The following is a 23,553-nucleotide window of genomic DNA, read 5'->3' on the forward strand; positions in this document are numbered from 1 at the left end:
AAAAGTTGGTTTGAGGCTCGTAGATGCAGGAGGTACGTTCCCCTAAGCGAACCTAACTTGTACAGATCATAAAGAAGGCTAGTTCTCAAATGAAACAAATATATCAAAGCTCAAAGATATGGGGTAGGAAACTCACCTGCCTTACCTTTTTAGCTCTCGCAATGACTTCTTTTGAAAACTATGCCCTAGCACAAATAAAACCTGATAATACCTTAAGCAATAATTCCACAGTCACTCTCCAAGGTTCCACAAGCCTAATTGAGGGAGGGACTCAGCGTGGAAATAATTTATTTCATAGTTTTACAACATTTTCTGTTCCTGGTGGCAACACCGCATACTTCAATAATAGTTCTACCATTGGCAATATCTTGACTCGCGTAACAGGTGGGGCTATCTCAAACATTGATGGTGTGATTAAAGCAAATGGAACAGCTAACCTATTTTTACTCAATCCTAGTGGAATTGTGTTTGGTCCTAATGCCTCTTTGAATATAGGGGGTTCATTTACTGCAAGTACAGCACAGAGCCTTATATTTGCTGATGGAACTCAGTTTAGTGCAACGACTCCTCAAAGCAACCCACTGTTAACAGTAAATGTTCCCATTGGTTTACAATTTGGCTATAAGTCAGGAAACATCGTTGTGAAAGGACAAGGTCAGTCCTTAGGATTGGATGGTGCAGGTGGTAGCTTTGATAACTTTGTTGGTTTGGGAGTCAAGCCAGGAAAAACTTTGGCGCTGCTCGGTGGTAATGTCCAATTAGATGGTGGTTTATTACAAGCGCCAGGGGGTCGTGTTCAATTGGGAGGTTTAAGTGAGCCAGGGACAGTGACCTTTCAAGAGAATGGGAATTTCGTTTTTCCCAACAATGTCATACCTTCTGATGTTTCCTTAATTAACAAATCTGGTGTGAACGTGCTTGATAGTAGTGGTGGTAGTATTTCAATCAATGCACGTAACATAGATATTTCTGGAGCTAGCCTTCTGACTGGTGGAATATCAAGCAATTTGGGAGCCGTTGGCAACCAAGCCGGAGATATTACACTGAATGCAACGGGGAATATTACTATCAAAGGAAGCAGAATTGAAGACGTTGCTAACTCCGATGGGAATAGTGGGAATATTAACGTAACAGCTGGCTCATTGTCTTTAAGTGATAACTCAGCATTAGATGCTACTGCAGCTGGGCGAGGTAATGGAGGTAAAGTGAATATCAATGCTCGTGATAGCGTCTTTGTTGACAATAGTGAAGTAACTAGCTTAATACCTGGAAGTATGGGGAAGGGTGGTGATATCAATATTAACACTGGTTCATTATTGTTAACTAACAAGGCGTTTCTTGTAACCAATGTATTTCCTCAATCGCAAGGAAATGCAGGTAATGTAAATATTAATGCTCAGGGTGCGGTTACGTTTGATGGAGGTTTTGTACTCAGCAGGTTAGAACAAGGGGCTATAGGTAGGGCTGGAGACATCAATATTACAGCAAAATCTGTGACTGTAACTGGTGTGCCAAAAGATGTTCAAGCGGGTAATACCGGTCAATTAGTTACTGCAACTTTTGGACGGGGGAATGCAGGCAATGTAACTATCAAAGCTAGTGATAGTGTAACCTTTAGTGGAAAAGGCAGTGATGTATTTGCTCAAGTCGCTGCTGATCAAGGCATGGGTAATGCAGGAACTATTACAATCGACAGCAAAGTGTTATCGATAAGCGATCGTGCTCGTTTGGTTGCTTCGTCAGAAGCGGATGGAAATCCAGGAAATGTTATCATCAACACGGGAAAACTGTTGCTGAACAATGGTTCTATCACAACAGCCTCTCCTAGAACATCAGGAGGTAGTATTGCTATTAAAGCAGGGACTTTATTGCTAAGAAACAATGGTCAGATAGTTACCAGTGCTATTGATGCTAGTCAATTTCGCGGTGGTAGCGTAAGTATTGAAAGTAACAATTTGATATTAGTAGGTAACAGCTTTATCACTTCTAATGCAAGAAACAGCTTTGGTGGTAAGGTAATGATCAACACGGATGGAATACTTGTTTCAAATGATAGTAAAATTACTGCTATTGGTGGTGACCCTGAAATAGGTGGAAATCCAAGTCTATCTGGTATTGTGCAAATCAAAGCACAGGCAAATACTGACCCCACTTATGGGTTGGTTAAACTTCCAACGCAGTTAGTTGATGTGAGCAAGCTAATTGCTCAAGGCTGTTCAGTTAATGGAAGTCATCTTGTAAATGGAGAAAGTAGGTTTACTGTTATAGGACAAGGAGGATTACCACCAACTCCTAGAGAAGCTCTCAGTAGTGAGAGTCTGCTTGAAGATTGGGGTCAATTGACCTTTACTGCTGCTGAGCGATCGCCTAAAAATTATGATCCAAATAAACACTATACTGATTCTACGCCTGCAAAAAATACTACCTTCGTATCAGACTCGCTCATTGAAGCTCAAGGGTGGGTAATTGATGAGCATGGTGATGTGGTACTCACTGCTAGTGCACCTACAGTTACATCTCAAAAACCCCGTATTACTTCTGCTGCTTGTCATGAATAAAATGTTTCGGAATCGGCTCATTCAACTCATACTTACATTTGTGACCGGGTTTTTATGCACTGTAGGTTTACCTTCTGTCTTGGCAAAATCTCCTACTGCAATCTCAACAATTTCAACTTTATCACCTGACTCAGCTAGCACGAACAATCTGGTACAACAGGGTAAAATTCTTTATGAAGAAGGAAAACTCTTTGATGCAGTTAAAGTTTTAGAGCAAGCAGTTAAAATTTTTAAAGCTCAAAGAGATGATCTCAAGACAGCTATGACTCTAAGTCATATTTCATTGGTCTATCAGAGACTAGGTTTGTGGGATAAGGCAAGTCAGGCGGTAATTGAGGGTGTGAAGCTATTAGAAACACAAGGAAAAACGAGGAACTCAAAAGATTACGCACAAGTTCAAGCTCAAATACTAAACACCCAAGGACTGCTAGAAATGCGTCAGGGTAAACCAGAGCAAGCTCTACAGACTTGGGAAAAAGCTACTAGTGCTTACACTCAAGCTAGAGATTCTTCTGGAAGAATCCGCAATCAAATTAACCAAGCGCAAGCGATGCAAGCTTTAGGACTTAACCGCAATGCTTTAGCACAGTTAACCCAAATTAATCAAAATTTGCAACACCAACCAGATTCAGTCTTAAAAGCAGCTGGATTAAGGAATTTGGGTAATGTACTGAGAGTGGTTGGAGATCTAGACCAATCTAAAAAAGTTTTGCAGCAAAGCTTAGCGATCGCGCAACAATTGGGATCTCCTTCAGACGTAAGTGATGCTTTACAAAGTTTAGGTAACTTAGCTCAAGTTCAGCAAGATCCGCAAACAGCATTAAAGCTCTACCAAAGATCTGCTGCTACATCTACCAACCCAAACACTAAGCTTAAATCACAACTAAGTCAACTAAATTTATTGCTGGAAAACCAGCAATTATCATTTGTAAGAGATTTCTTACCACAAATCCAGTCTCAGATTGCTCACTTGCCTCCCAGCCATGAAACAATATATGCAAAGATTGACTTTGCCCAAAGTCTAAAAGAATTCAAACAGTTAGAACCACAAAATTCTCCCTCTTGGAATGAGATCGCTCAACTGTTAGCGACATCTGTGCAACAAGCTAAAAGTATAGGAGATCACCGAGCAGAAGCGTACGCCCTTGGTTCTTTGGGAGGGATTTATGAACAAACCCAGCAGTGGAATAGTGCGCAACAGTTAACCCAGCAAGCCTTACTCAAAGCCCAAGCAATTAATGCACTAGATGTTGCGTATCAATGGCAATGGCAATTAGGACGGTTGTATAAAGCTCAGAGAAATAGAAAAGCCGCGATCGCCTCTTACACTGAAGCATACAATACCTTAAAATCCTTGCGTAATGATTTAGTTGCCATCAATCCAGATATTCAATTTAACTTTAGAGATCAAGTAGAGCCAGTATATCGCGAACTTGTAGATTTGCTATTATCCCCAGCAGATAATTCTCAACCCAGTCAACAAAACCTAGTCCAAGCTCGTCTAGTTATAGAATCTTTACAACTGGCTGAACTAGATAACTTCTTTCAAACTGCCTGTTTATCTTCCCAACCCATACTTCTTGACCAAGTTCTTGACAAAACAAATCTAACAGCAGCTTTTATTTCTCCTATCATTTTACCAAATAGGATAGAGGTGATGGTTAAATTGCCTCAGCAAAAAGATTTGTTACACTACGTAACATATATACCTCAGAAGCAAGTTGAAGATATACTAGAGAGGTTGCGGCAAACTCTGGAAAAACCCTACACTGCACCAGAGGGTAAAGCTTTGTCTCAAGTAGTCTATAATTGGTTAGTTCAACCAGCTCAGACAGACCTAGCCCGGAATAAGATTCAAACTATTGTTTTCTTTTTAGATGGCTCGTTACGGAATATTCCCATAGCAGCCCTTCATGATGGTAAACAATATCTTGTCGAAAAATATAGTATTGCTATCACTCCAGCTTTAGCTCTACTAAAACCCAAGCCCATAAAAGATTCGACTTTAAGGATTTTGGCTGGTGGATTGACTGAAGCACGCTCAGGATACTCTGCACTAACGAATGTATCAAAAGAATTAAACCAAATCAAATCCGAAGCACCAAGCACTCTCTTACTCAATCAAGATTTTACTAGTTCAGCTCTCCAAAGTAAAATTAGAGCATTGCCATTTTCAGTTGTTCATCTGGCAACTCACGGTCAGTTTAGCTCCAACCCAGACCAGAATTTTATTCTAGCGTGGGATAAACCTATAAAAGTTAATGAGCTAAGTAATCTACTTGAAAGTAGAGAGCCAAATAATCCTAATGCGATTGAATTACTTGTGCTTAGTGCTTGTCAAACAGCAGCAGGAGATAAACGAGCAGTTCTAGGACTAGCTGGGGTAGCATTGCGAGCCAATGCACGCAGTACACTTGCTTCGTTGTGGAACATAGACGACGAATCTAACGCCGTCTTGATGAGTCGGTTTTATCGAGAGTTAGCTAAAAATCGTGTAAATAAAGCAGAAGCTTTGCGTCGCGCTCAAGTTGAAATTTTAAACTCTTCTAATTATAGGCATCCTCGCTTTTGGGCGTCTTACATTCTTTTGGGTAATTGGCTTTAATTTTCTTGCCTCATAAGCTAAAAGTTATGAATTTCTTCTAGAGGTGATTGCCCTTTAAACTTACTTATATCAATCCCTATTTCTCGATTTAAACACAGGTTATTAAATACTATCATAGCAATAGTATTTAATAATTTATTTATCGTATGAATTCCCTGCGCATCTTCTGTATTAGCTTCTTTAAACCACTTTGCTATCTTAGAACTTAGAGGAAAGTTCTGGAAAGATTTTAGATGTTGATATTTGTTGTAAAAATCGTCAAAAATGTTCACTAAAATTTTATGTTTGGTTTTCATCCAACTAGCTGGATCGGCTGCATAAGATTTTTTTCGGTAAGCTAAATCATCTGGTAACCATTCTCTTGACATTTCTCGGATAATTTTCTTATCCCAAAAGAGAATTTCTTGCATACTGGGTGGAATAGCAGCTAAATATTCTACTAGACGATGATCCAAAAAGGGAACACGAGATTCGATTCCTTGACCGGAAGAGCTTCTGTCTTCGTGCCAAAGATTATATCTTTGTAGCGTCAATACCCGTCGTAGCATTTCTCTTTGGAAAAAAGTACACTCTTCTGGAAAAGATATAGACTCATTGCCTAATATATCAAAAAGATATGATCCATCTTTTAAGTTGGTCTGTTGTTTGGAGCTATTTACTTCTTGCTCCATTTTCATCATGTTACTGCTAAAAGCATTCCAGTTAGACTGTGGCAAATCTTCAGGAGTTGAATAACCCCCAGCAAATTCATCAGAACCTTGTCCTAACAAAATTACTTTCAACTCAGGTATCAAAGTTTTAACATAGCGGTGGAGTTCATGCTTTAATACCCATTCTATCTCAAAGTTTGGACTATCTATTAACCAAATAAAATATTCAAATTTTTCTAAAGAGAAATTCATGACCTCTAAAATTCTTTCAGGGTCAAACCAGACAGGATGAAAAGGTAGATTCAAATGCTCGCAAAGACTTTGAGCGGCTTTTGCATCTCCTACGGAAATGGAATAATCTGATACAACCGTAAAACAATGTAAATCCTTTGTATGTTTACTTGCAGCAGCAACAATAGCACTGGAATCAAGACCACCACTCAAGAAAGCTCCCACAGGTACATCACTCATCAGTTGTTTCTTCACACTGTCAGCAAACAGAGAGCGATACTCATCAACGTAGTCTTGAGGTGAACGACAGTCATCAACAGATGAGTTAACAAAATAGTTGCTCAGTTTCCAATAGCAATCTTGTCTTATTACATTCTCTTCTGTGTTGACAGTCAGATAATATCCGCCGGGTAATCTTTTGATTCCTTTTACATAGGAGCTAAATGCACTTAAATTTGTTAAATCTTGCCATTGGGGAATGTTAGTAACATCAGGATGTACTAGCAAGGATGCTAATGTAGAACCAAATACTAATTGCGAACCGACTTGACAATAGTATAATGGCTTGATACCTAAGCGATCGCGTACTAAACATAATTCTGACTTCCGAGCATCCCAAATAGCGATCGCATACATTCCATTTAACTGATTGAGAGCATCTAAACCCCCTTCTGTATACAAGTGTAAAACCACCTCGGCATCGGAATGAGAGCTAAAATAGTATTTAGATTCTAACTTCGAGCGTAGTTCTTTGTAATTATAAATTTCGCCATTCACCGCTACAAACATTGTTTGCTCGCTGTTCCATATTGGCTGCTGTCCACCCAAAACATCTATAATTGATAAGCGTCTAAATACTAAAGATAACCGCTCTGAGTCAAATAATTGCTCATCATCAGGACCACGAAGAGACAATTGTGTACTCATCCGCTTCAAAATATTTAGGCGCTCGTTTTTCTGGTGCTTATTTTCTTCTAAGTTAAGAAAGCCAGCTAATCCACACATAATAAATTTTTGTTTGATAAGACTTACATACTGTACAAATTTATGAGCTTATGCATTAAAAATAGGGAGCTTCCTAGTCTTGTAAAAAAGACGGTAGTGGAACTGGAAAGCGCTCTAATGCGAAAGCCCTAACTTATTTAAGGTGATCACCGCCGTTGGTTTCGACTTCGCTCAACCAACTGAGGGATCGTGAGTTGAGCGAAGCCGAAACTCGCACTCTCCAGGTATTTTTTTCTCGGAAATCACCTAGCCACTTATACTAATCTAAATCAGAAATATTCTTGTTGTGTAATAACTTCTTTAGGTTATTGGTGATTTTTGGTGATATAAATTTTGCAGTTTTTGTATTCTGCACCAAGTGGTTATGAGCATCCCAAATATGCAAAAACATTGACAGCCCTCATCCCCTAACCCCTTCTCCCATAAATGGGAGAAGGGGAACTAGCAACATTTTTCCCCTCTCCCAAACTTGGGAGAGGGGTAGGGGTGAGGGCTATCAAGCTTCTGTAGAAAATTGGGATGTTCCGCATGCATTGGAGCGAGATGATGATAAATTTTTGTTGTTAAACTTACGCCATTTGGCGCGCCATTAACTGAGCAAATAATCCCTCTTGATTAGCGAGTTCCTCAAACTTTCCTTGCTGTAGAATTTGACCTTTATTAAGAACATAGATTCGGTCAGCATTACGAATAGTACTTAATCGGTGGGCGATCACCACTCTGGTAACTTGCAATTGATCTAAGCTTTGGCTTACAATTGCCTGAGTTTTGTTATCCAAAGCACTGGTTGCTTCATCAAACAACAAAATTCGGGGTTTTAAGACCAGTGCGCGTGCAATTAAAAGACGTTGACGCTGTCCTCCAGAAATATTACTACCACCTTCACTAATCACTGTATGCATCTCCATAGGCATATTGGCAATATCATCAGCCAATCCAGACATCCACGCTGCTTCCCATGCTTCATTCAATGTAACTTGCGCACCACCAGCAATATTATCAAAAATAGATGCTGACATGAGCCGTCCGTTTTGTAAAACAACGCCTAATTGTCTGCGTACCGCATCAATATCCACACCTGATAAGTCTTGACCATCATAGTAAATGGCACCTGCTTGTGGAGTTTCAAATCCTAGTAACAAACGAAATATAGTTGATTTCCCGCTTCCAGAACCCCCTACAAGGGCGATGAATTCCCCTGGCTCTGCATGCAGACTTACGTCATCTAGAATGAGTGGTCCATCACTACGATAGCGGAATATAACGTGGTCTACAGTTATTCTACCAATAAGCCTACCTGGGTCTGTGGTAGACATCTCTACTTCTGGTTTTCCTGCTAAAATGGGTTTCATTCGTTGGAATTGAGGGATAACACGCAAGGTTCCACTAACTGTATTGCTTACTCCTGAAACACCATGTATAAATGTACCTGATGCCGTTTGGAATGCCAAAAAAGTACCAACAGTCATTGCAGTCTGATTCGCATGCATCAATTGAAGTACTAACCAAAACATGGCACCAGAACTAATTGTTGGTATTATAGTATTGAAGAATCTCACCCAATCTACAATATTCTGAGATTTAAGGGTCAGTTTCATTTGTTGAGTATACCTTTTGCTCCAAGTTGCAAAAGCTCGCCCCTCAGCACCTGCAAGTCTCAACTTAGACACTCCATTGATCATCTGTACGGTTAAGCCATTGATATCTCCTTGTAATTCTAGTAAAGGAGTAATTGCCTGAAATAGGAATACAGTCGAGAGAATCGTGACCGCAGCTGTTACCAAAGCTGTAACTATAGGAACAAAAGATAATTGCAGACTGTAATTTATAAGGAGTACTAAGTAGAGTACAGCAAATAAACCACTAATAAAACTGACAACAGTTGTACCACTAAGTTCACGTGAAATTGCGGTAATTGCTAAAACCCTTGATAGTAAATCCCCCATAGTGTACTTGCGAAAAAAAGAAACTGGGAGATTCAATAAACGACTCCAAACAGCTGGTTGCATCAAAGTTTCTGTTTTTGTTTCCACCCGCAGCAGTGACAAGCTTTGAGCTATTTGGAATACTGCTGCACCCACAGCAGCAACGAACAATCCCACACCGACTTGTAATACTAATCCTCTATCACTATCAGGAATAGCGTGATCCAGCAAGATAGTAGTTGCTTGCGGAGTTAACATTCCTAATACGCTAATGACAATACCACATAATAATGTTATCAATAAATCTCGAACAGTATCTTTAAAAGCAAAACCTATTAGTCCTAAAGCCTTAAGGGCTTTATCCGGTAAAGATTGACAGAATATATAGGCGAAGGGGTCGAGTGTATCAGCGATCCGATCATCTACTGGAGTCCGAGTTTGTTTAATAGGGTCAAACAGTTCGTATCGAGTAGGAGAAATCGGCAAAAGTGCTACTGGTTGCTTATCTTGTAAAGTATAAGCTACTAAAGGGCCAGAATTTTTCTGCCACCATTTATCTCTTAATAAGACTTTTCTAATTCTCAGTTTTGAGGATCGAGCAATAGCTTCTAGTGGTTCCTTAACTCGCTCAAGATTCTCTGAACGAGCAGGAGGGTTGATCGTAATACCAAGCGATCTGCCTACTGCACCAGCAACAACTAATAAAGGTACACCCTCCATGAACAAGTTGGCATCTTTAGCATTTAAAGTTGATGCTAGTTCTCCGAGTGCTTCTACAGTTACCTGTCGATTTAGTCGTTCCTGGATCTGCAAGCGTTGGCGTTCTTCTTGAGCTTGTTGTTGGTTGAGAAGATTTGTGTAATCTAGAAGTTTGCTATGAAGCTCGGACAATCCTGTTAAAAGAATACTGGGATCGTGAAGTGAGAGTGTTGTTTGTGTGATAAGCTGAACTGTACCATTTGCTTTTAACCACATGCGATCGCTTAAAGGAAAAAAGTCAGTTTCAGAAGTTACGGTCAATTCCGCTAATCCCATCAAAGAAACTGACCCTTGCTGAATGTGTATCCAACAGTTATGACCAGCTTTTGGTTGGAGCGTTTGATTCTCAATTAGAGAAAGTCTTGATTCTCCCTCAGCTTGTACCTGAATTGCAGGTTTATTTGTATGGGAAAGAGTGTTACCAAGCTTTTGTACCCAATCATCTATTAAAGCGATCGCCTTAGTATTACCACTTTTGACCAATTCAATACAACATTCTGGATGCAAAAGCAAGAGTTCTGTCTGTTCGATAGGTACAGCTAAAATACTACGATTTTGACTATTACTGTGTGGAGCAACACCAAACAGAGCTTCTCCTGAAGCGCAACTAAACAAGTAACTCCGAGAGCCAATAATTGCTCCATCTTTAACTTCTACAGCAAATAATGCTACAGCACCAGACTGTATCACCCAAACCATTTGTGGTTTATCCAGCAGAAGTGGCTCATTCCCTTGTAATTGATATATTTTTCCTTGAAAATCTTTATTATTATCTTGATTTAACATATATAGTTTATCCTTCTGAAATTGCTTCACCCTCTGTACGGATTAACCGAGAGTAGACTCCATCAACTTGCCACAATTCCTGATGAATACCTCTTTGTACAACTTTGCCACGTTCAAGCACAATGATTTCATCACAATCTCGAATAGTACTTAGCCGATGTGCTACAATCACGCAAGTACATCCTCGCTGTCGCAAATTTTGGTCAACTAGCTTTTCCGCTTCTGCATCTAAAGCGCTAGTTGCTTCATCCATCACAAGAATCGAGGGGTTATTCACTAAAGCACGGGCAATTTCCAACCGTTGTCGTTGACCTCCGCTTAAGTTAGCAGCACCCTCTATAAGTTCGCCATCATAACCACCAGTTAATGACTGCACAACATCATGAATGGTCGCATCTTTACATGCTTGCACCAAATTCTTTTCTGGTACAGTACTGTCCCACAAAGTGAGGTTTTCTCTTACCGTACCACCAAAAAGCAAGATGTCTTGTTCAACCACAGCAATGGAATTTGTCAATATCTGCTGTGGAATCTCGTTTCTAGGATGACCGTCAAAGAGAATTTCTCCAGACCAAGGTTCATAGAGTCCACTAATTAATTTAGCAATTGTTGATTTACCAGAACCACTACCACCAACTAATGCTATACGTTGTCCGGGTTTGATCGAAAGATTAAAGTTTTCAATCAAAGGTGGTTCTACTTGACTATATCCAAAAGTAATATTTCTTAACTCTATGTAGCCTTGTAATTTGTGTCTGTTGAAGTTATCTGAAGAGTGTTGTTTGCTTTCTTTTTCTTCTATTTGTGGATCAATTGGATTGCACAAGACATCATCGAGACGAGCCAAGTTACCTTGCAATTCTTGCAGCATTGAACCAAAACTGATGAGATTACCAACTGGCTCGATAAAATTGTGTGTTAAACCTTGAAAAGCAATTAACATACCGATGCTAAGGTGTCCGTCCATTACTCGCAATCCACCAACAACAAGAAGCAACATCGTTCCTAAAGATGACAACAGTGATGGCAATACAGACACAAGACGATTTATAACTTCCAATTCTTGATGGGAATTGATAGTTCTAGCATAATATCCTGCCCAGCGAGTAAAGGAGTCAGACTCTAATCCAGAAGCTTTTATTGTTTCTATACTTTGAATCGTCGCAATTGTTGTACCACTCAATTTACCAAATTCTAATGACAGACGCTGACTGGTGTCTGCACGTTGACTTCCAAAAAATTGTAAAGATAAGACATTTATACCAAGAAAACTTATTAAAATGCATGTTAATAACCAGTCATACTGAAACATGACTATACCATAAAACACCACCATAACTGAATCGATGGCAGTAGTTGCTAATCGTCCTGAAAGTATTTCTGCAACGTGGTCATTGAGCTGATTGCGATCGCTAATCTCTCCTGGAAAACGTTGTGCGTAAAACTGAGCAGGTAACCGTAGGATATGCCACAAAAAACGACTAGACATTGCGATCGATAATTTGAGTTTAAGACGACGCAAGTAGTACAATTGCAGCAAAGTTAATATTCCTTGAAGGAGTACAGTAATTACCATCACTACTAGTAATGGATTTAACCAGACTTGGCGACCCTGAATGAGAATATCATCTACAAAAATCTGGCTAAATACAGGTATGATCAGTCCAACAATTGCCAATAAAAATCCTGCTAGGATACAGTAAACTAAAGCTCCAGCAGAACTTTGCATCCGCTCCCATAATGAACTGACCATACTGGTTTTGCGGTTTTGTCGCTTAAAACCCTCACCAGGCTCCATAACCAGTACCACACCTGTGTACCCTTCATCAAATTCCTGTCTCGATACTTGTCGAGAACCACTTGCAGGGTCATTAAGATAAACCTGCTCCCCGCGAAAGCCATTTACAACTAAAAAGTGGTTGAAATTCCAAAATACTATATATGGAGGGCTTAATTCTTGTAATCGTTCTAGATCCCGCTTAAAGCCTTTTGCTTCTAAACCATATGCTCTGGCTGCTTTTAAAACATTAGATGCTTTACTCCCATCACGAGAAACGCCACAGGCTTGACGCAGTTCAAGCAAAGGGATGAAGCAGCCATAATAAGCTAGAATAATACCTAGAGCCGCAGCACCACACTCTACTGATTCTATTTGCAATACTGTAGGCGTTTTTACGTAGTTTCCGCGATTTGGTAGGAATTTTTTTAAGCGGTTGAGAGGGGAGGATAAAAAATTGGTTGCGAAACTTGTAGAAACCACAGCATTCCCTTTTACCTATAATAAAGATCAATAAATACCAGTAACTTCCCTTAAAATTGGTAGAACAAAAGTAATAGGTGCTCGTTCTTCGAGTTTGACACGAACTGTTGTGGTAGTTCCAGGAGAAAGCTCTACATGCGGACCTTTAGAAGATGACCACTTGTAACCACTAAAAGTCTTGTGATCTACCTCCATGTTAGAGGTTATTTGGATCAACCCCTCTTGGCGAGATGCCAAATTTTCTACAATATCGGAATTACCTACTTCTTGAGCAGCAGCTTCTTTTGTAATTGGAAACCTTGAGACATTCGTTACAGTACCTAGTATGCCACCAAACCGTTCGCGTTTAATGATTTGGGGTGTAATTTGAATATCCATCCCTGGTTGAATTTTCTTCCCGTCTGCAATAGAGAAGTATGTAACAGCAACCAGTCGCTGAGATGGATCTTCTGTTTCTATTGTTACAATACGGCTTCCTGGATTTAAAATTTGTCCAGGAACAGCAGCGATTTCTAAAATCCGTCCGGAAGATTGACTAATAATTTTGCTATTATCGTTTAATTGCTGATTTAATTTTGCAATTTCTCGTTCAAGATCTTTAATTTCGTTGTTTCTAGTTGTAATAGTTTGTAAATCTTGTTGCTCTACAGTTGCTTTTTTACTATCTAAATCTCTCAATTGAGCTTGAAAATCTTTAATGGAGTTTAAACTTTGTAAATACTGTCGTTGAGCATCTGCTTCTTTAAAATCTAATTGCTTCAATTGAGATTCAGCGTCATCTACTTTCGCTAGCCCATCTAAATATTCTTGTCGTGATTGCAGAACAACATCATCAGAAACTGCTCCCTGAGCAAATAACATTTCCCGAATCTTCCATCTTTTTTTTAGAGTAGGAAGCAACTGTCTGATAGTATACAAGCGTTCCTTCAAATTGATGCGATCCCGTTGAATTGATACTAGTCCTTTCTCTCGAATCAGAGGTGTTATACTCTGGACAGTCTCAAGATTTTGCTGTAAATTCTGCCGCTGTAAAGATAATGTCCTCTTATCTAAATCTTGGCGTTCCTGTTGTAGCAAAGTAGCATTACGGTTTTGGTTTTTTAGCTGTACCAACTTAGCATTTGCTAGCTCTAGCTGTTTGCGTAGATCAGGTTGGTCAAGTATTGCTAGTGTATCTCCCTTTTTTATAACATCCCCAACTTTGACATTGAGAGCAACTAATTGACCTGAACTTTTTGACTGAACTGGCAGAACTTTGTGAGGGTAAATTAGTACTCCTTGACCATCGAGGGTGACAGGAATCCGACCGTAAATACTCCAAACAAAAGCAGTTGTCAGAATTGAACTCATACCAGCAAGCGGTAACCAGCTTTTAGGATTAACAACTTGCATTAATTGATCAAGTCTTTCCGGCGAAGCTAAACGCTCTACAGACTCTTTGCGGAAAATTTTTTGCTGTTGACTTAACATTTGACTTAACACATAAAAACAACTGAAAATTAATGATAAGCTTTAACAATTTATCAATTCACACCATAGTCCTTGATAAATATTTACTGTTCATCGAACAAGTTTTCGTCTCATCCAATCGAACTTTGCACCAGCCAAAGTCATTCGATCTAAATTGGTGAAATCCAATTCATCTTCATATTCAAATACAGTAGTTAAAGGCTGAGTATTACTGTAGACCTTTCTACCATACCCTAACCAATTGAGCATTCCTTGGAAACGATGGTAAAGCAGTGAGCTAATAATCATATAAAAGCGAGACGCAAAGCCAATATCCTGCTGTAATTTTGCTGCGAGTATTTCTTTGCTCATCGCTAAGACTAATGAATTTGTCACTACTTTTACAGTTGTTTGGGGTAGGCGGTTATCTATGAAGGGTGTTTCACCAAAAATTGCACCTTTTGACAATTTTCCAATTTCTCGTCCTGTAATTTCAGTTTCTTCTATAGCTGCAAATGCTTGTATAAGAGGATTACGTTCATAATCTGAAACTGACAGTGATACACTTCCATCAAGTAAAATATAGAGTGAATCAACAGAACCACCTTCAGAAATAAGCGTGGTGTTAGGAGCTATTTGTTCGAGACGACCTTGAGCTATAAACCAGTCAATGTCACTATCATACAATTCCCCAAAAACGTATAAGGCATCTCTGACAGGCTGTCTCTGCACTAGGTTGCTTCGACCAAACCGATTTATTAAACTCTGGCAACGATCTAGTAGTAGGATGGCGATCGCTCGATAGAAACGAGCAGCAAACCAAGTGTCATGTTGGAGTTTCGCTGTTAATTGCTTTTGCGGTACCGCCAGCACTAATGATGGTTTGCTTGCTGTTACTTTCGTAGGAAGGGAGGGAGTTCCAGGAAGAGGAATTTTCCCAGCAACTTCACCACTAGATAGTTGAACAATCTCCTGTTCTGAAGTTTCTGCACCTTCAATTGCTAAAAAAGCACGGTTCAAAGCATGACCTGTATGTAGTGGCATTGTCATTACTAAAGTTCCATCCAAAAGGATATAAAAGAAATCAATTGTTCTTTCTGTATCCACTAAGATTGTGCCACTAGGAACTTCTACCTTACGTCCAACTTCATTTAACCATTTGATATCATTGTTGTTCAGTTCTTGAAGTAAGACTTGTCTCATATCTCAAATTTCCAAAAATTATTTATAGTTTAAAAAATTTGACAAAAACCGATTTGATTTTATGATGCTTTAGGACAATGATGTATCTTGAATTTTGACTCCTGACTCCTGACTCCTGACTCCTGGCTCCTGACTCCTGAATTCTGACTCCTGACTCCTGACTCCTGGCTCCTGACTCCTGAATTCTGACTCCTGAATTCTGACTCCTTTTTATTAAACTGTTTACCTACTCAGCGTTAATTGTCCTTGCTGAGGATGTATCTTCTGTAATTTATCTACAAGATATTGAATCCGAACATTCGCTTCTGGTGATGCCAATTCCTCTAAGGTTAAGTAAGATAAACTCATGAGTATCAAAGCTTGAATGTATGGATCTCTTGGCTTATTGGCGTATTTAGTATCAAAGTTTTCTAGTTGTTCTGCTGCTGCTTTTGTTAAGGATTGAAGCACTTGAAATGCACGATTAGACAGCGGTGGCTTACCTCGGTAGTTTTGTAGTCTACCACCTTCACGGTAATTAGGAAAAACTTCTAATCCCAGAAAGCGTAAAAACCAATCTGCTCGATAATATCCTATAGCAGCAACAATCCCTATGTAGTCTGCAATTAACTCATCTAGCAAATTGTTACGCATAGAGTGAAACAATCGGTAGGTAAAGTAATGGGTACTTTCATGTTCTAGACGAATTTTCAAGGATAGTTTTTGCCACTCCTCCCTTGATAGTCCTAATTCACTAGCGGTGACGTTACTATAGGAACCTGTACTCAAGATCATGAATCGGTCTTGATAAAGCTCTTTACGGGGAATTATTTGGCGAAACTCTTGCGACCATGCAGCGTTAGAACAGTTTTTTGGATCTAGTTTCTCCCACTGTTGTCGATAGCGATGAATTCTATCCCAATTGTTGAAACCAGAGACAGTACAAGCTCCCATAGAAGCTGGGATTGTTTGAGGTTCATTATGGAAAGTCAATGCCTGTACTAAACTGATAAAATCATCTCGGTTGCTAGTTAACAATACAGGAATTGTTCCAGCTAAGCTAGGATACAAAATTAACTCAAGCTTATCAGGTTGCTGTAACGAAAGCCCACTATTTTCTATTCCACTTCCAACGCAAATTCCCTTACGAGTTGCAGCACGATATGTCTCGGTTTGACTAATATCCTTTTGAATAGGAAATTGTAACTGTACAAGGTATTGCTTTAGAGCGTTATAGGCACCAATCTCTGTGGCTTTTTGTACATATTCTTCCCAAACAGGAATATGTGCTTCAGGAGTTAGAGGTAAAGCAATAGACTGATCTAAGATGCTATGGTCAAAGATGTTTTTATTGTAGGTTAACAATTCCTCTACTTCTGCGTTATTGGCACCATGTTTAGCTAGGATGGAAGTACGAAATTCTTGGAGATTTGCCATGATTTTTTCCAACAACAAACTATGACATTTTTAATTATGATTGCTCTACACTTGCAATTTGTGCAGCAATTCCCTCAAATGTTTGACATATAGGATGTTCCGGGTAACAGGTACAAAAAAGATCATGGCTAGCAAGTTGCACTATATCTTCTGATAAAGGCATCATACCTGCAACAGAAACATTGTAAGTGCTTTCTACTTGTTGCTGAAGATCTTCAAAATTCAAAGTTTGTAGCACTTTGTTGATGACCAACATCATGTGTGGAACTTTAAGTTTACGGGCTACATCTATAGTTACAGCAGTCCCTTGAAAATCTTGATTGTCAGGGCGCAAAAGCACTACAAGTATGTGAGAAATTCCGATAGAAAGCAAGGTTTCTTCGTTTAAACCAGGGTGAGTATCAATCAACAAGTAATCTAGATTTAAGCAATCACTGAGTTCATGAAAACCATCATTGAGATGAATGACGTCATATCCTTCACGGAGAACTCTGGCAATATCAGAGGCTTTAATACTTGATGGAATTAGGTAAAGGCAGCCTTTAATACTCTTTCCGTTGTTCTCTTCTAATCTCAACTTGTCGCTAACATCGTGAGCAGCCTCTTTAATAGAACAGCGCTTCCACAAATAGTCATTAAGAGTGTGATTGATACTTTGCTCATTGAGATTAAACAGAGTATGAATCCCAGGTGATTGAATATCAGTATCAACAATCCCTACCCTTTTTCCAGAACGTGCTAAGGTAGCACCAAGGTTAGCAGTTAAGTTAGATTTGCCTGTTCCTCCACGAAATGAGTGAACTGATACTATTGTTGTCATAATTTTCCTCCTAATATTTTCTTTGATTGAACGATACCTATATTTCTAGACATCTTAAGCCGAAATAGGATAAGGTGGCGGAAAAGTTACCTTCAACCAACATCTATCCTCTTGTAGAGGTATTAAAATTTGTCCCCTTAATAATTTCAGATCAAATTGCATCTTCTCGATACCGTTTTCTATTTCTAAAATAGCTGGGAAAGTTCTGGAATCACCAAAGGATTTGGTTCGGTGTACCCAAACTCTAAGTTCTGCTTCTCTTTCGGTTGGTAACTGAAAAATAGCGTACTGTAAAGAAGAAATTGAAGGAATTTCAACCGTAGCAGCTTGGTGTTGTTGCTCACCTTCAGGATAGCCTAGTAGCACTTGCGCACTCTTATGTCTCCCACCTCCTGTAATTGTGCAGATAGATGTTTTACCTGGTTGCTGTTCTTCTCTAAGTTCTACAGTCACCCGCGATGCAAAAATTCCTTGCAATTTCATCATTATGGTTGTGGCTAAGCATATAAAGGCAATACTTAAGGCACTAGCGCGAGCTATAGGATGCTGCCATATAAATAAACTATGAACTACCAAAATAACTATGAAAAGACTGTAAATAGTGACTTGTAGTAGTGGTTGATTGAGAATACGTAAAACAACTCCTGGTATGAGATCTCCCTTACGCCGACTCGTAATTAGTAGCAAGATTGGAAATATCCCACCTACTAAACAGTTGCCCAATACCCCTGCAAATGCAAGTACACTGGTAAATGACTGCACTCCAGCGAAGAAAAACAATTCGGCTAGTAGAAAAACTAGTACTAGAGGGCTGATAGATAATAAAAAATAACTCTTATTTTGTAAGTTGCTCCAGAGCCATTGAGAGATTGTCCGGAGGACAGCGTTAGGTGCGATCGCCCATTTCTGCACTGAACTCGTTTGAGATGTTGTTTTTGGAACAACTTTGTGACTATTACTCGTCAGTGTACCTTCATAAGTCATATTCATCGATGACTTAACTTGTACCCATATACCTTCGAGTTCCACGGACTGTACCTTTAAGGTCAGGCAAACATGTTGTTTCTGCAACTCAGGAAACTGTGGAAATAGTGCTTGAATATCCCAAAAATCATCGGTAGCAATCTGTACGCGATGAATTTTGCCTTGTGATTGGATATCTAAGCGAAATTGTGGTTGGTTTTCTTGTATCCCCAAATAAGTTAGTCCTAAACAGGGAACTTGAATCAAATTACGCCGAGGGCGTAGTATTAAAGTTCCCTGATGAGGGGGTAGCAACAAGATAGGGTGCGAGCGAATTGGTAACCACTCTTGTACTAGACTCAATAATAGGCTAGAACTCCGAATCCAAGCCATTCCCAAAAGAAGAGTAACCAAAACTGTTCCTAAAATTCCCACAATAGGACCAATCTCTATTGCTAGTACATCCAAAGAAGTACCAATTTGTTCTGCTAATAAAGATGGGGGGACTGAACCATTAACTGCCAATACCCAAACACAGAAAAGGACTGTTAAAAAAATAGTACCTGTGATAGTTCCCCAAATCAATGAAGTTGCACTGGGATCTCTAGGAAGAGTGAATTTGGCACACTCACCTACATATGTATGTCCGAAATAAAGCATACAACTGACTCCAAAAGCCTGTTGTATCATTTGCGGGGTAAATGAGTTACCACCGAAAAATGGCAAATTAATATATAGAAGGTTATTTAACTGTATGTGCTGAAATGCTAGTATAGACAAGGTCAAAATTAATCCAACGTTAATCGTTGCCAACACTAGCATCATGGCAACGGTAAAGCGTAACGACTTGTATAAGACTAAATATAATCCAGTAATAAATAGCAGCACACCCCATACTGTAGAGGGTAGGTGTGTGAAATTTGCCATAGTTACTGATAAACCTATATAACACGCCAAAGCGATAAAAAAGACTCGGATACCAATTGCTATGGAGAAGATCAACGAACCAGTTCTACCTAGGTAATTACTGACGAATTCTTTGATTGAAGCATTGCCATAACGAAAGTCACCACTACGACTCACCGCTTCAGCCATACATGCCATTGTGAAGATATTCGTACCTCCTATAACAATTAAAAGAGCAATTGTTACCATTGGCCCAATATAAGCAACAGCGATTGGTAAAGCTAAAATAGCTTGTGGTAGACCTAATGCAATTGTTAAAAGTAAAGCAATCCAAAACGGAGACTGAGACTCCAATCGTTGAGCAATAGCGGCTAATGTCCAACGTAACTTCTCGATGAAAGGTAGAGAGGATACAAAAATTGTCTCTATTCTTGTTTTATATAAGCGAGAATAAGCAACTCGTACTGTCTGTGTATCTAAGCCCAAGGCTGCTCGAATATTCCTTAGTACATGGTAGGGAAAGGAGTATTTCTGACTTAAGGCGTGAGCAAGAGCAGCTTTGATTCTGGGATTTTCAGGTACTAGAGACGCCCACTGTGGAGCATACCGCTCTAGTTGTTGAATGGTGGGATGTAGCAACTGTTGTTCTACTGCAAATGCTTTGAAGAAAGCTAAATCTTGCTCTTGCGAAGTTTTGTGAGTGAGTGAAAATGTCATTTGCGATCGCGCTGCAAGTTGCGCTGTCTGACTCTCTATTAAAAAGAGTAGTGTACTTGCTCGTCTGGCAGGAAACCCTGATAAAACTTCTTCTCGTGTAATTAACTCATCAATCTCATCTGACATACTCTTTACCACTCACCTGAATTAATTGACACTTATCAGTTATTATGATTTCCATTCAGCATCCTCTCTTTAAGTACCTCCACTTTGCCTTGTAATCTTTGGTAGTATTCTGTTTCCGTTTCTTTATTAGATACTCGCTGTTTAAGTTTTTGAATTTTATGCTCTAATTGGCGAAAATGTTCAGTTTCTGTAATTTCGGCTACTTGAGCTGCTCGTCTAGTTTCATCAATCTCAACGTGTAGTTGCAGTACCTGCATTTTTAATCGCTGAGATCTTAACCTGATTTCTTCAGACATTTTGAGGAAGACTTTGATCAATTGACCGATATCGTCATGAGAATGAGACTGCTCTACTAAAGTTTTTTGGAGTTCCACTACACAATGATCATATTCATCACGTTCTAAGGCATGTGCAGCAGATATGAGAGTACGAATCGGTCTTGTAATATTCCGTGCTAAAAGTAGCGAAATGGCGATCGCGCCGAATCCCACAACTAGGACAATACTGGTATATTGCCAAATTAGTTTATTGAAGGGAACTGCAAAATCATCATGAGTTTCTTCTACTCCCAACACCCACGGTTTCGCTTGTAAGGGAGCAAAACCCACAACTTGACGTATTTTCTTGTTAGGAAGAGAATAGATAACATGACCTGGTTCTTTTGCTCTTACCATTACCGCGAGTTCTTGAAAATTTAAGTTTTCAATTTTCTGGCTTCCGTAGCTTCTATCAGCAATCATCTGTTTCTTCTCTACTGGAGAGAGAGACACAACACTATGGAAAAGAACTGAGGGATTCGGGTGACTGATAATTATACCTTTATCATCGATCAGGAAAGTATTAATATTCGAGCGATTGACCATCTTCCACAAATTATTTGCGCTAGACTTGATGACTATCACTCCTATAATGTCACCACTATTTGAGCGTACCGGATAAGAAATATGGATTCCTGCTTGTCCAGTCGTTTGTCCTAAGAGAAGACTGGAGACATAAAGTTCTCCTCGAATGCTTGTGCGGAAATACTCTCGAAAAGCGTACTCTTGACCTACAAATTTTGGTTGACTGGAAGCAAGACATTTTCCTGTCGTATCTAAAAGGTAAGCAGCGTCAAAACCAGGGTGAGAACTTACAATAGTCTTTAATAACCGTTGTGTGGGCTTTAGAACTTGTTGTTGTTTTACAGATTGAGTTGTACTGAGAAAATTGATAACTATAGGATCACTACTTACCTGAACAATCAGGCGCTGAACATCAATAATAAGTTGATCGAGTCGGCTTGCAGTACCGGTTGCTAGAAGCTCTAGTTGCCGATACTGAGTAATTGCTAAACTGTTTAAGCCTTTTTGTAGACTATAGTAAGCAGTTACGCCCATTGGTAAAATTCCCAGCAAGAGAAACGCTGATGTAATCTTGACTGAAATAGACCATCGAATTGGACGAAAACACTGAAGTAAAGGCTTCATAGGAGCAATGCATAGATATTTTTAGAGCATCATAAATTTTAGTGGTAATATTAGCCTATTTTTCTTCTCTCCTTAACTTACTTGATAGTGATCAGAATACTGTCTAAATTTAAGATGTGAAACTGAGTAAGTTTAGATAGGGTGTATAAATTTTAGAAATAGAGTAAGTCGGTGTTATTATTTCCAAACTATGTTAAGGAATTTTAAGGTATGGGTGGCAAATTGGGGTGTGGATTTTCCTTCCTGATATCTTGCACCTGGGTTGTCAGCCAGCCAGCGATTTAAATCGCTGTCTGATAGCTAAAGTCCTCTCAAGAGGACTGCTCAAGGATTTCAGTCCATTTCAATGGAATGCGCGCTATTAGCCCGGAACTTCAGTTCTGGGCGGGATAATTACTACGATTGCAACAATCAATAATACGCTCACTAGCGATATCTTCCAACCCCACAGATTGCAATAAGCTAATCCACTGACTTTTTACGATTGTATCATGTGGATATTTGCGATGGAGATTAGCCAGAAGAGTTAAGGTATCCTGCCAAATACCATTGGCTGCATAGACTTTCAGACGTTGTCCTGAGTTAGCTGACTCTAGCTTATTCATCATTTCAGAATTCAACGCAACTCTTTGAACATAACCTTGTACAAAAACAGAGTTCTGTTGCTCCCGTATAGATAAAGTCCATTGATATTTCTTGCCAATAACTAAAGGTGCTGCTTTCTGGGATGCGGGAATGCTAATAATCCCTCCTGAAATTGTAGATGGTGTAAGGATCGTCTTGTAGATGTAGTTGTGATGTTCATCTTGCAGTACAAACTCTAATGAGGCTTTGTGGGCGAATGTATGTGGAATGTAAAACCAGAATGTGGGATACTTAGCAATAGTTAAAGCTAAAAAAGACTGTGACTGATTCCCAGGTACCAAGGCGGTGAGAGCTAGCTCATCAACATTGCAGTTAGCGCAACGACTTGCTCCCCCTTTACGTCTACCGCTAGGTGCTTCATAGTATGGTGGTTGCGGTGGGATAAAGTTAATTTTTGAAGCTTCTTTGGCACTCTCTCTATGCAACGGTTGTGGGTTATTGACCTCCGTTTGTTGTTTGGTAGTCGGTGTATTTCGTGTTTGGGCTAGCAATAAGAAGTCATTATGCCAAGTGGATGGGGTGGCAATTTGGGCTTGCACTGGAGCCAAACAATTTGTCAGTTCAAAAAGCAACAATACAGATGAGTAAATAAACCTCATAAAGCAGAAGAAACGTTACTTCTAGTTTATAGCTTTCAAATTAAATGATGAATAAATAGTATAGGTATTATTACACCTCCACTAACAAGCATACACTAAAACCTTGTTTCAAAACAAAAATTACATAAAAATGAAGCACATCGTGAAATTTTTAAATAGCTTGATATTAACTGTATATTGCTATCGCATAAGATCCTCTATGAATTTGAAGATTGTTCCTGATCGTCTAGTTATACCACCACTGACCCATCTTAGCTGTTCCTCTGTTAGCTCATCATCTTCAGAGTTTGCTATTTGAAGTTTGGTCGTAGCAATTTCCCATTCTTCCCATGTGAAATCATAACCTAGTTCCTGCAAAATTCTTTTGCATTCTTCCTTACTGGATATTTGGCTAATTAGCATCAAAAAATCGATATCTGTAACTAACCGGAGATATAACGATTTTGCACTTTTCACAGACATCT

The 23,553-nt window shown here is 39.3% G+C and carries 13 protein-coding genes; 2 read left to right on the top strand and 11 right to left on the bottom strand.

The annotated features are described in order from the left end of the window. Positions 1 to 161 precede the first annotated feature (161 nt). Both G4P69_RS07930 and G4P69_RS07935 read left to right on the top strand, forming a co-directional pair. Positions 162 to 2,558 carry a two-partner secretion domain-containing protein gene (locus G4P69_RS07930; protein WP_208349164.1) on the top strand — a complete coding sequence of 799 codons (2,397 nt, stop codon included), beginning with the start codon at positions 162 to 164 and terminating at the stop codon, positions 2,556 to 2,558. Next, positions 2,551 to 5,163 carry a CHAT domain-containing protein gene (locus G4P69_RS07935; protein WP_243902907.1) on the top strand — a complete coding sequence of 871 codons (2,613 nt, stop codon included), beginning with the start codon at positions 2,551 to 2,553 and terminating at the stop codon, positions 5,161 to 5,163. Before G4P69_RS07930 ends, G4P69_RS07935 begins: the two co-directional genes overlap by 8 nt. A 17-nt stretch (positions 5,164 to 5,180) precedes the next feature. On the opposite strand, the gene asnB is transcribed toward G4P69_RS07935, so the two are convergent. From asnB to G4P69_RS07990, 11 genes are all read right to left on the bottom strand, one after another. Further along, on the bottom strand, positions 5,181 to 7,049 hold the full coding sequence (gene asnB, locus G4P69_RS07940; protein ID WP_208344458.1) for an asparagine synthase (glutamine-hydrolyzing): 1,869 nt from the start codon (positions 7,047 to 7,049) through the stop codon (positions 5,181 to 5,183). A gap of 569 nt (positions 7,050 to 7,618) precedes the next feature. Next, a complete protein-coding gene (locus tag G4P69_RS07945; protein WP_208344459.1) occupies positions 7,619 to 10,519 on the bottom strand; it encodes an NHLP bacteriocin export ABC transporter permease/ATPase subunit in 2,901 nt (966 codons plus the stop codon). Between the two features lie 7 nt (positions 10,520 to 10,526). Continuing rightward, on the bottom strand, positions 10,527 to 12,779 hold the full coding sequence (locus G4P69_RS07950) for an NHLP family bacteriocin export ABC transporter peptidase/permease/ATPase subunit (protein ID WP_208344460.1): 2,253 nt from the start codon (positions 12,777 to 12,779) through the stop codon (positions 10,527 to 10,529). A 27-nt stretch (positions 12,780 to 12,806) separates the two neighbouring features. Continuing rightward, positions 12,807 to 14,249, bottom strand: a complete 1,443-nt coding sequence (locus tag G4P69_RS07955; protein WP_208344461.1) for an NHLP bacteriocin system secretion protein — start codon at positions 14,247 to 14,249, stop codon at positions 12,807 to 12,809. 90 nt (positions 14,250 to 14,339) lie between these two features. Then, positions 14,340 to 15,431 carry a cyclic nucleotide-binding domain-containing protein gene (locus G4P69_RS07960; protein ID WP_208344462.1) on the bottom strand — a complete coding sequence of 364 codons (1,092 nt, stop codon included), beginning with the start codon at positions 15,429 to 15,431 and terminating at the stop codon, positions 14,340 to 14,342. Positions 15,432 to 15,653: 222 nt separating this feature from the next. Beyond that, complete coding sequence (locus G4P69_RS07965) at positions 15,654 to 16,847, bottom strand: DUF7005 family protein (protein ID WP_208349167.1); 1,194 nt, start codon at positions 16,845 to 16,847, stop codon at positions 15,654 to 15,656. A 34-nt stretch (positions 16,848 to 16,881) separates the two neighbouring features. Then, positions 16,882 to 17,667, bottom strand: a complete 786-nt coding sequence (locus G4P69_RS07970; protein ID WP_208344463.1) for a MinD/ParA family ATP-binding protein — start codon at positions 17,665 to 17,667, stop codon at positions 16,882 to 16,884. A 54-nt stretch (positions 17,668 to 17,721) separates the two neighbouring features. Beyond that, complete coding sequence (locus G4P69_RS07975; RefSeq protein ID WP_208349170.1) at positions 17,722 to 20,379, bottom strand: amino acid permease; 2,658 nt, start codon at positions 20,377 to 20,379, stop codon at positions 17,722 to 17,724. A gap of 35 nt (positions 20,380 to 20,414) precedes the next feature. After that, positions 20,415 to 21,845, bottom strand: a complete 1,431-nt coding sequence (locus G4P69_RS07980; RefSeq protein ID WP_243902908.1) for a cache domain-containing protein — start codon at positions 21,843 to 21,845, stop codon at positions 20,415 to 20,417. A gap of 374 nt (positions 21,846 to 22,219) precedes the next feature. Then, positions 22,220 to 23,089: a DUF928 domain-containing protein gene (locus G4P69_RS07985; protein WP_208346263.1), complete on the bottom strand. Its 870-nt coding sequence runs from the start codon at positions 23,087 to 23,089 to the stop codon at positions 22,220 to 22,222. 180 nt (positions 23,090 to 23,269) lie between these two features. Then, on the bottom strand, positions 23,270 to 23,545 hold the full coding sequence (locus tag G4P69_RS07990) for a Nif11-like leader peptide family RiPP precursor (protein WP_208346262.1): 276 nt from the start codon (positions 23,543 to 23,545) through the stop codon (positions 23,270 to 23,272). Positions 23,546 to 23,553 lie beyond the last annotated feature (8 nt).

Origin of the sequence: Aetokthonos hydrillicola CCALA 1050 (genome assembly GCF_017591665.1) — a bacterium.
GTDB classification, from domain to species: domain Bacteria; phylum Cyanobacteriota; class Cyanobacteriia; order Cyanobacteriales; family Nostocaceae; genus Aetokthonos; species Aetokthonos hydrillicola.

What these genes read in the sequence shown, in the direction of transcription:
- G4P69_RS07930 (WP_208349164.1), top strand. Translation starts at nt 162, where the DNA reads ATGACTTCTTTTGAAAACTATGCCCTAGCACAAATAAAACCTGATAAT.
- G4P69_RS07935 (WP_243902907.1), top strand. Translation starts at nt 2,551, where the DNA reads ATGAATAAAATGTTTCGGAATCGGCTCATTCAACTCATACTTACATTT.
- asnB (WP_208344458.1), bottom strand. Translation starts at nt 7,049, where the DNA reads ATGTGTGGATTAGCTGGCTTTCTTAACTTAGAAGAAAATAAGCACCAG.
- G4P69_RS07945 (WP_208344459.1), bottom strand. Translation starts at nt 10,519, where the DNA reads ATGTTAAATCAAGATAATAATAAAGATTTTCAAGGAAAAATATATCAA.
- G4P69_RS07955 (WP_208344461.1), bottom strand. Translation starts at nt 14,249, where the DNA reads ATGTTAAGTCAACAGCAAAAAATTTTCCGCAAAGAGTCTGTAGAGCGT.
- G4P69_RS07960 (WP_208344462.1), bottom strand. Translation starts at nt 15,431, where the DNA reads ATGAGACAAGTCTTACTTCAAGAACTGAACAACAATGATATCAAATGG.
- G4P69_RS07965 (WP_208349167.1), bottom strand. Translation starts at nt 16,847, where the DNA reads ATGGCAAATCTCCAAGAATTTCGTACTTCCATCCTAGCTAAACATGGT.
- G4P69_RS07970 (WP_208344463.1), bottom strand. Translation starts at nt 17,667, where the DNA reads ATGACAACAATAGTATCAGTTCACTCATTTCGTGGAGGAACAGGCAAA.
- G4P69_RS07975 (WP_208349170.1), bottom strand. Translation starts at nt 20,379, where the DNA reads ATGTCAGATGAGATTGATGAGTTAATTACACGAGAAGAAGTTTTATCA.
- G4P69_RS07980 (WP_243902908.1), bottom strand. Translation starts at nt 21,845, where the DNA reads ATGAAGCCTTTACTTCAGTGTTTTCGTCCAATTCGATGGTCTATTTCA.
- G4P69_RS07985 (WP_208346263.1), bottom strand. Translation starts at nt 23,089, where the DNA reads ATGAGGTTTATTTACTCATCTGTATTGTTGCTTTTTGAACTGACAAAT.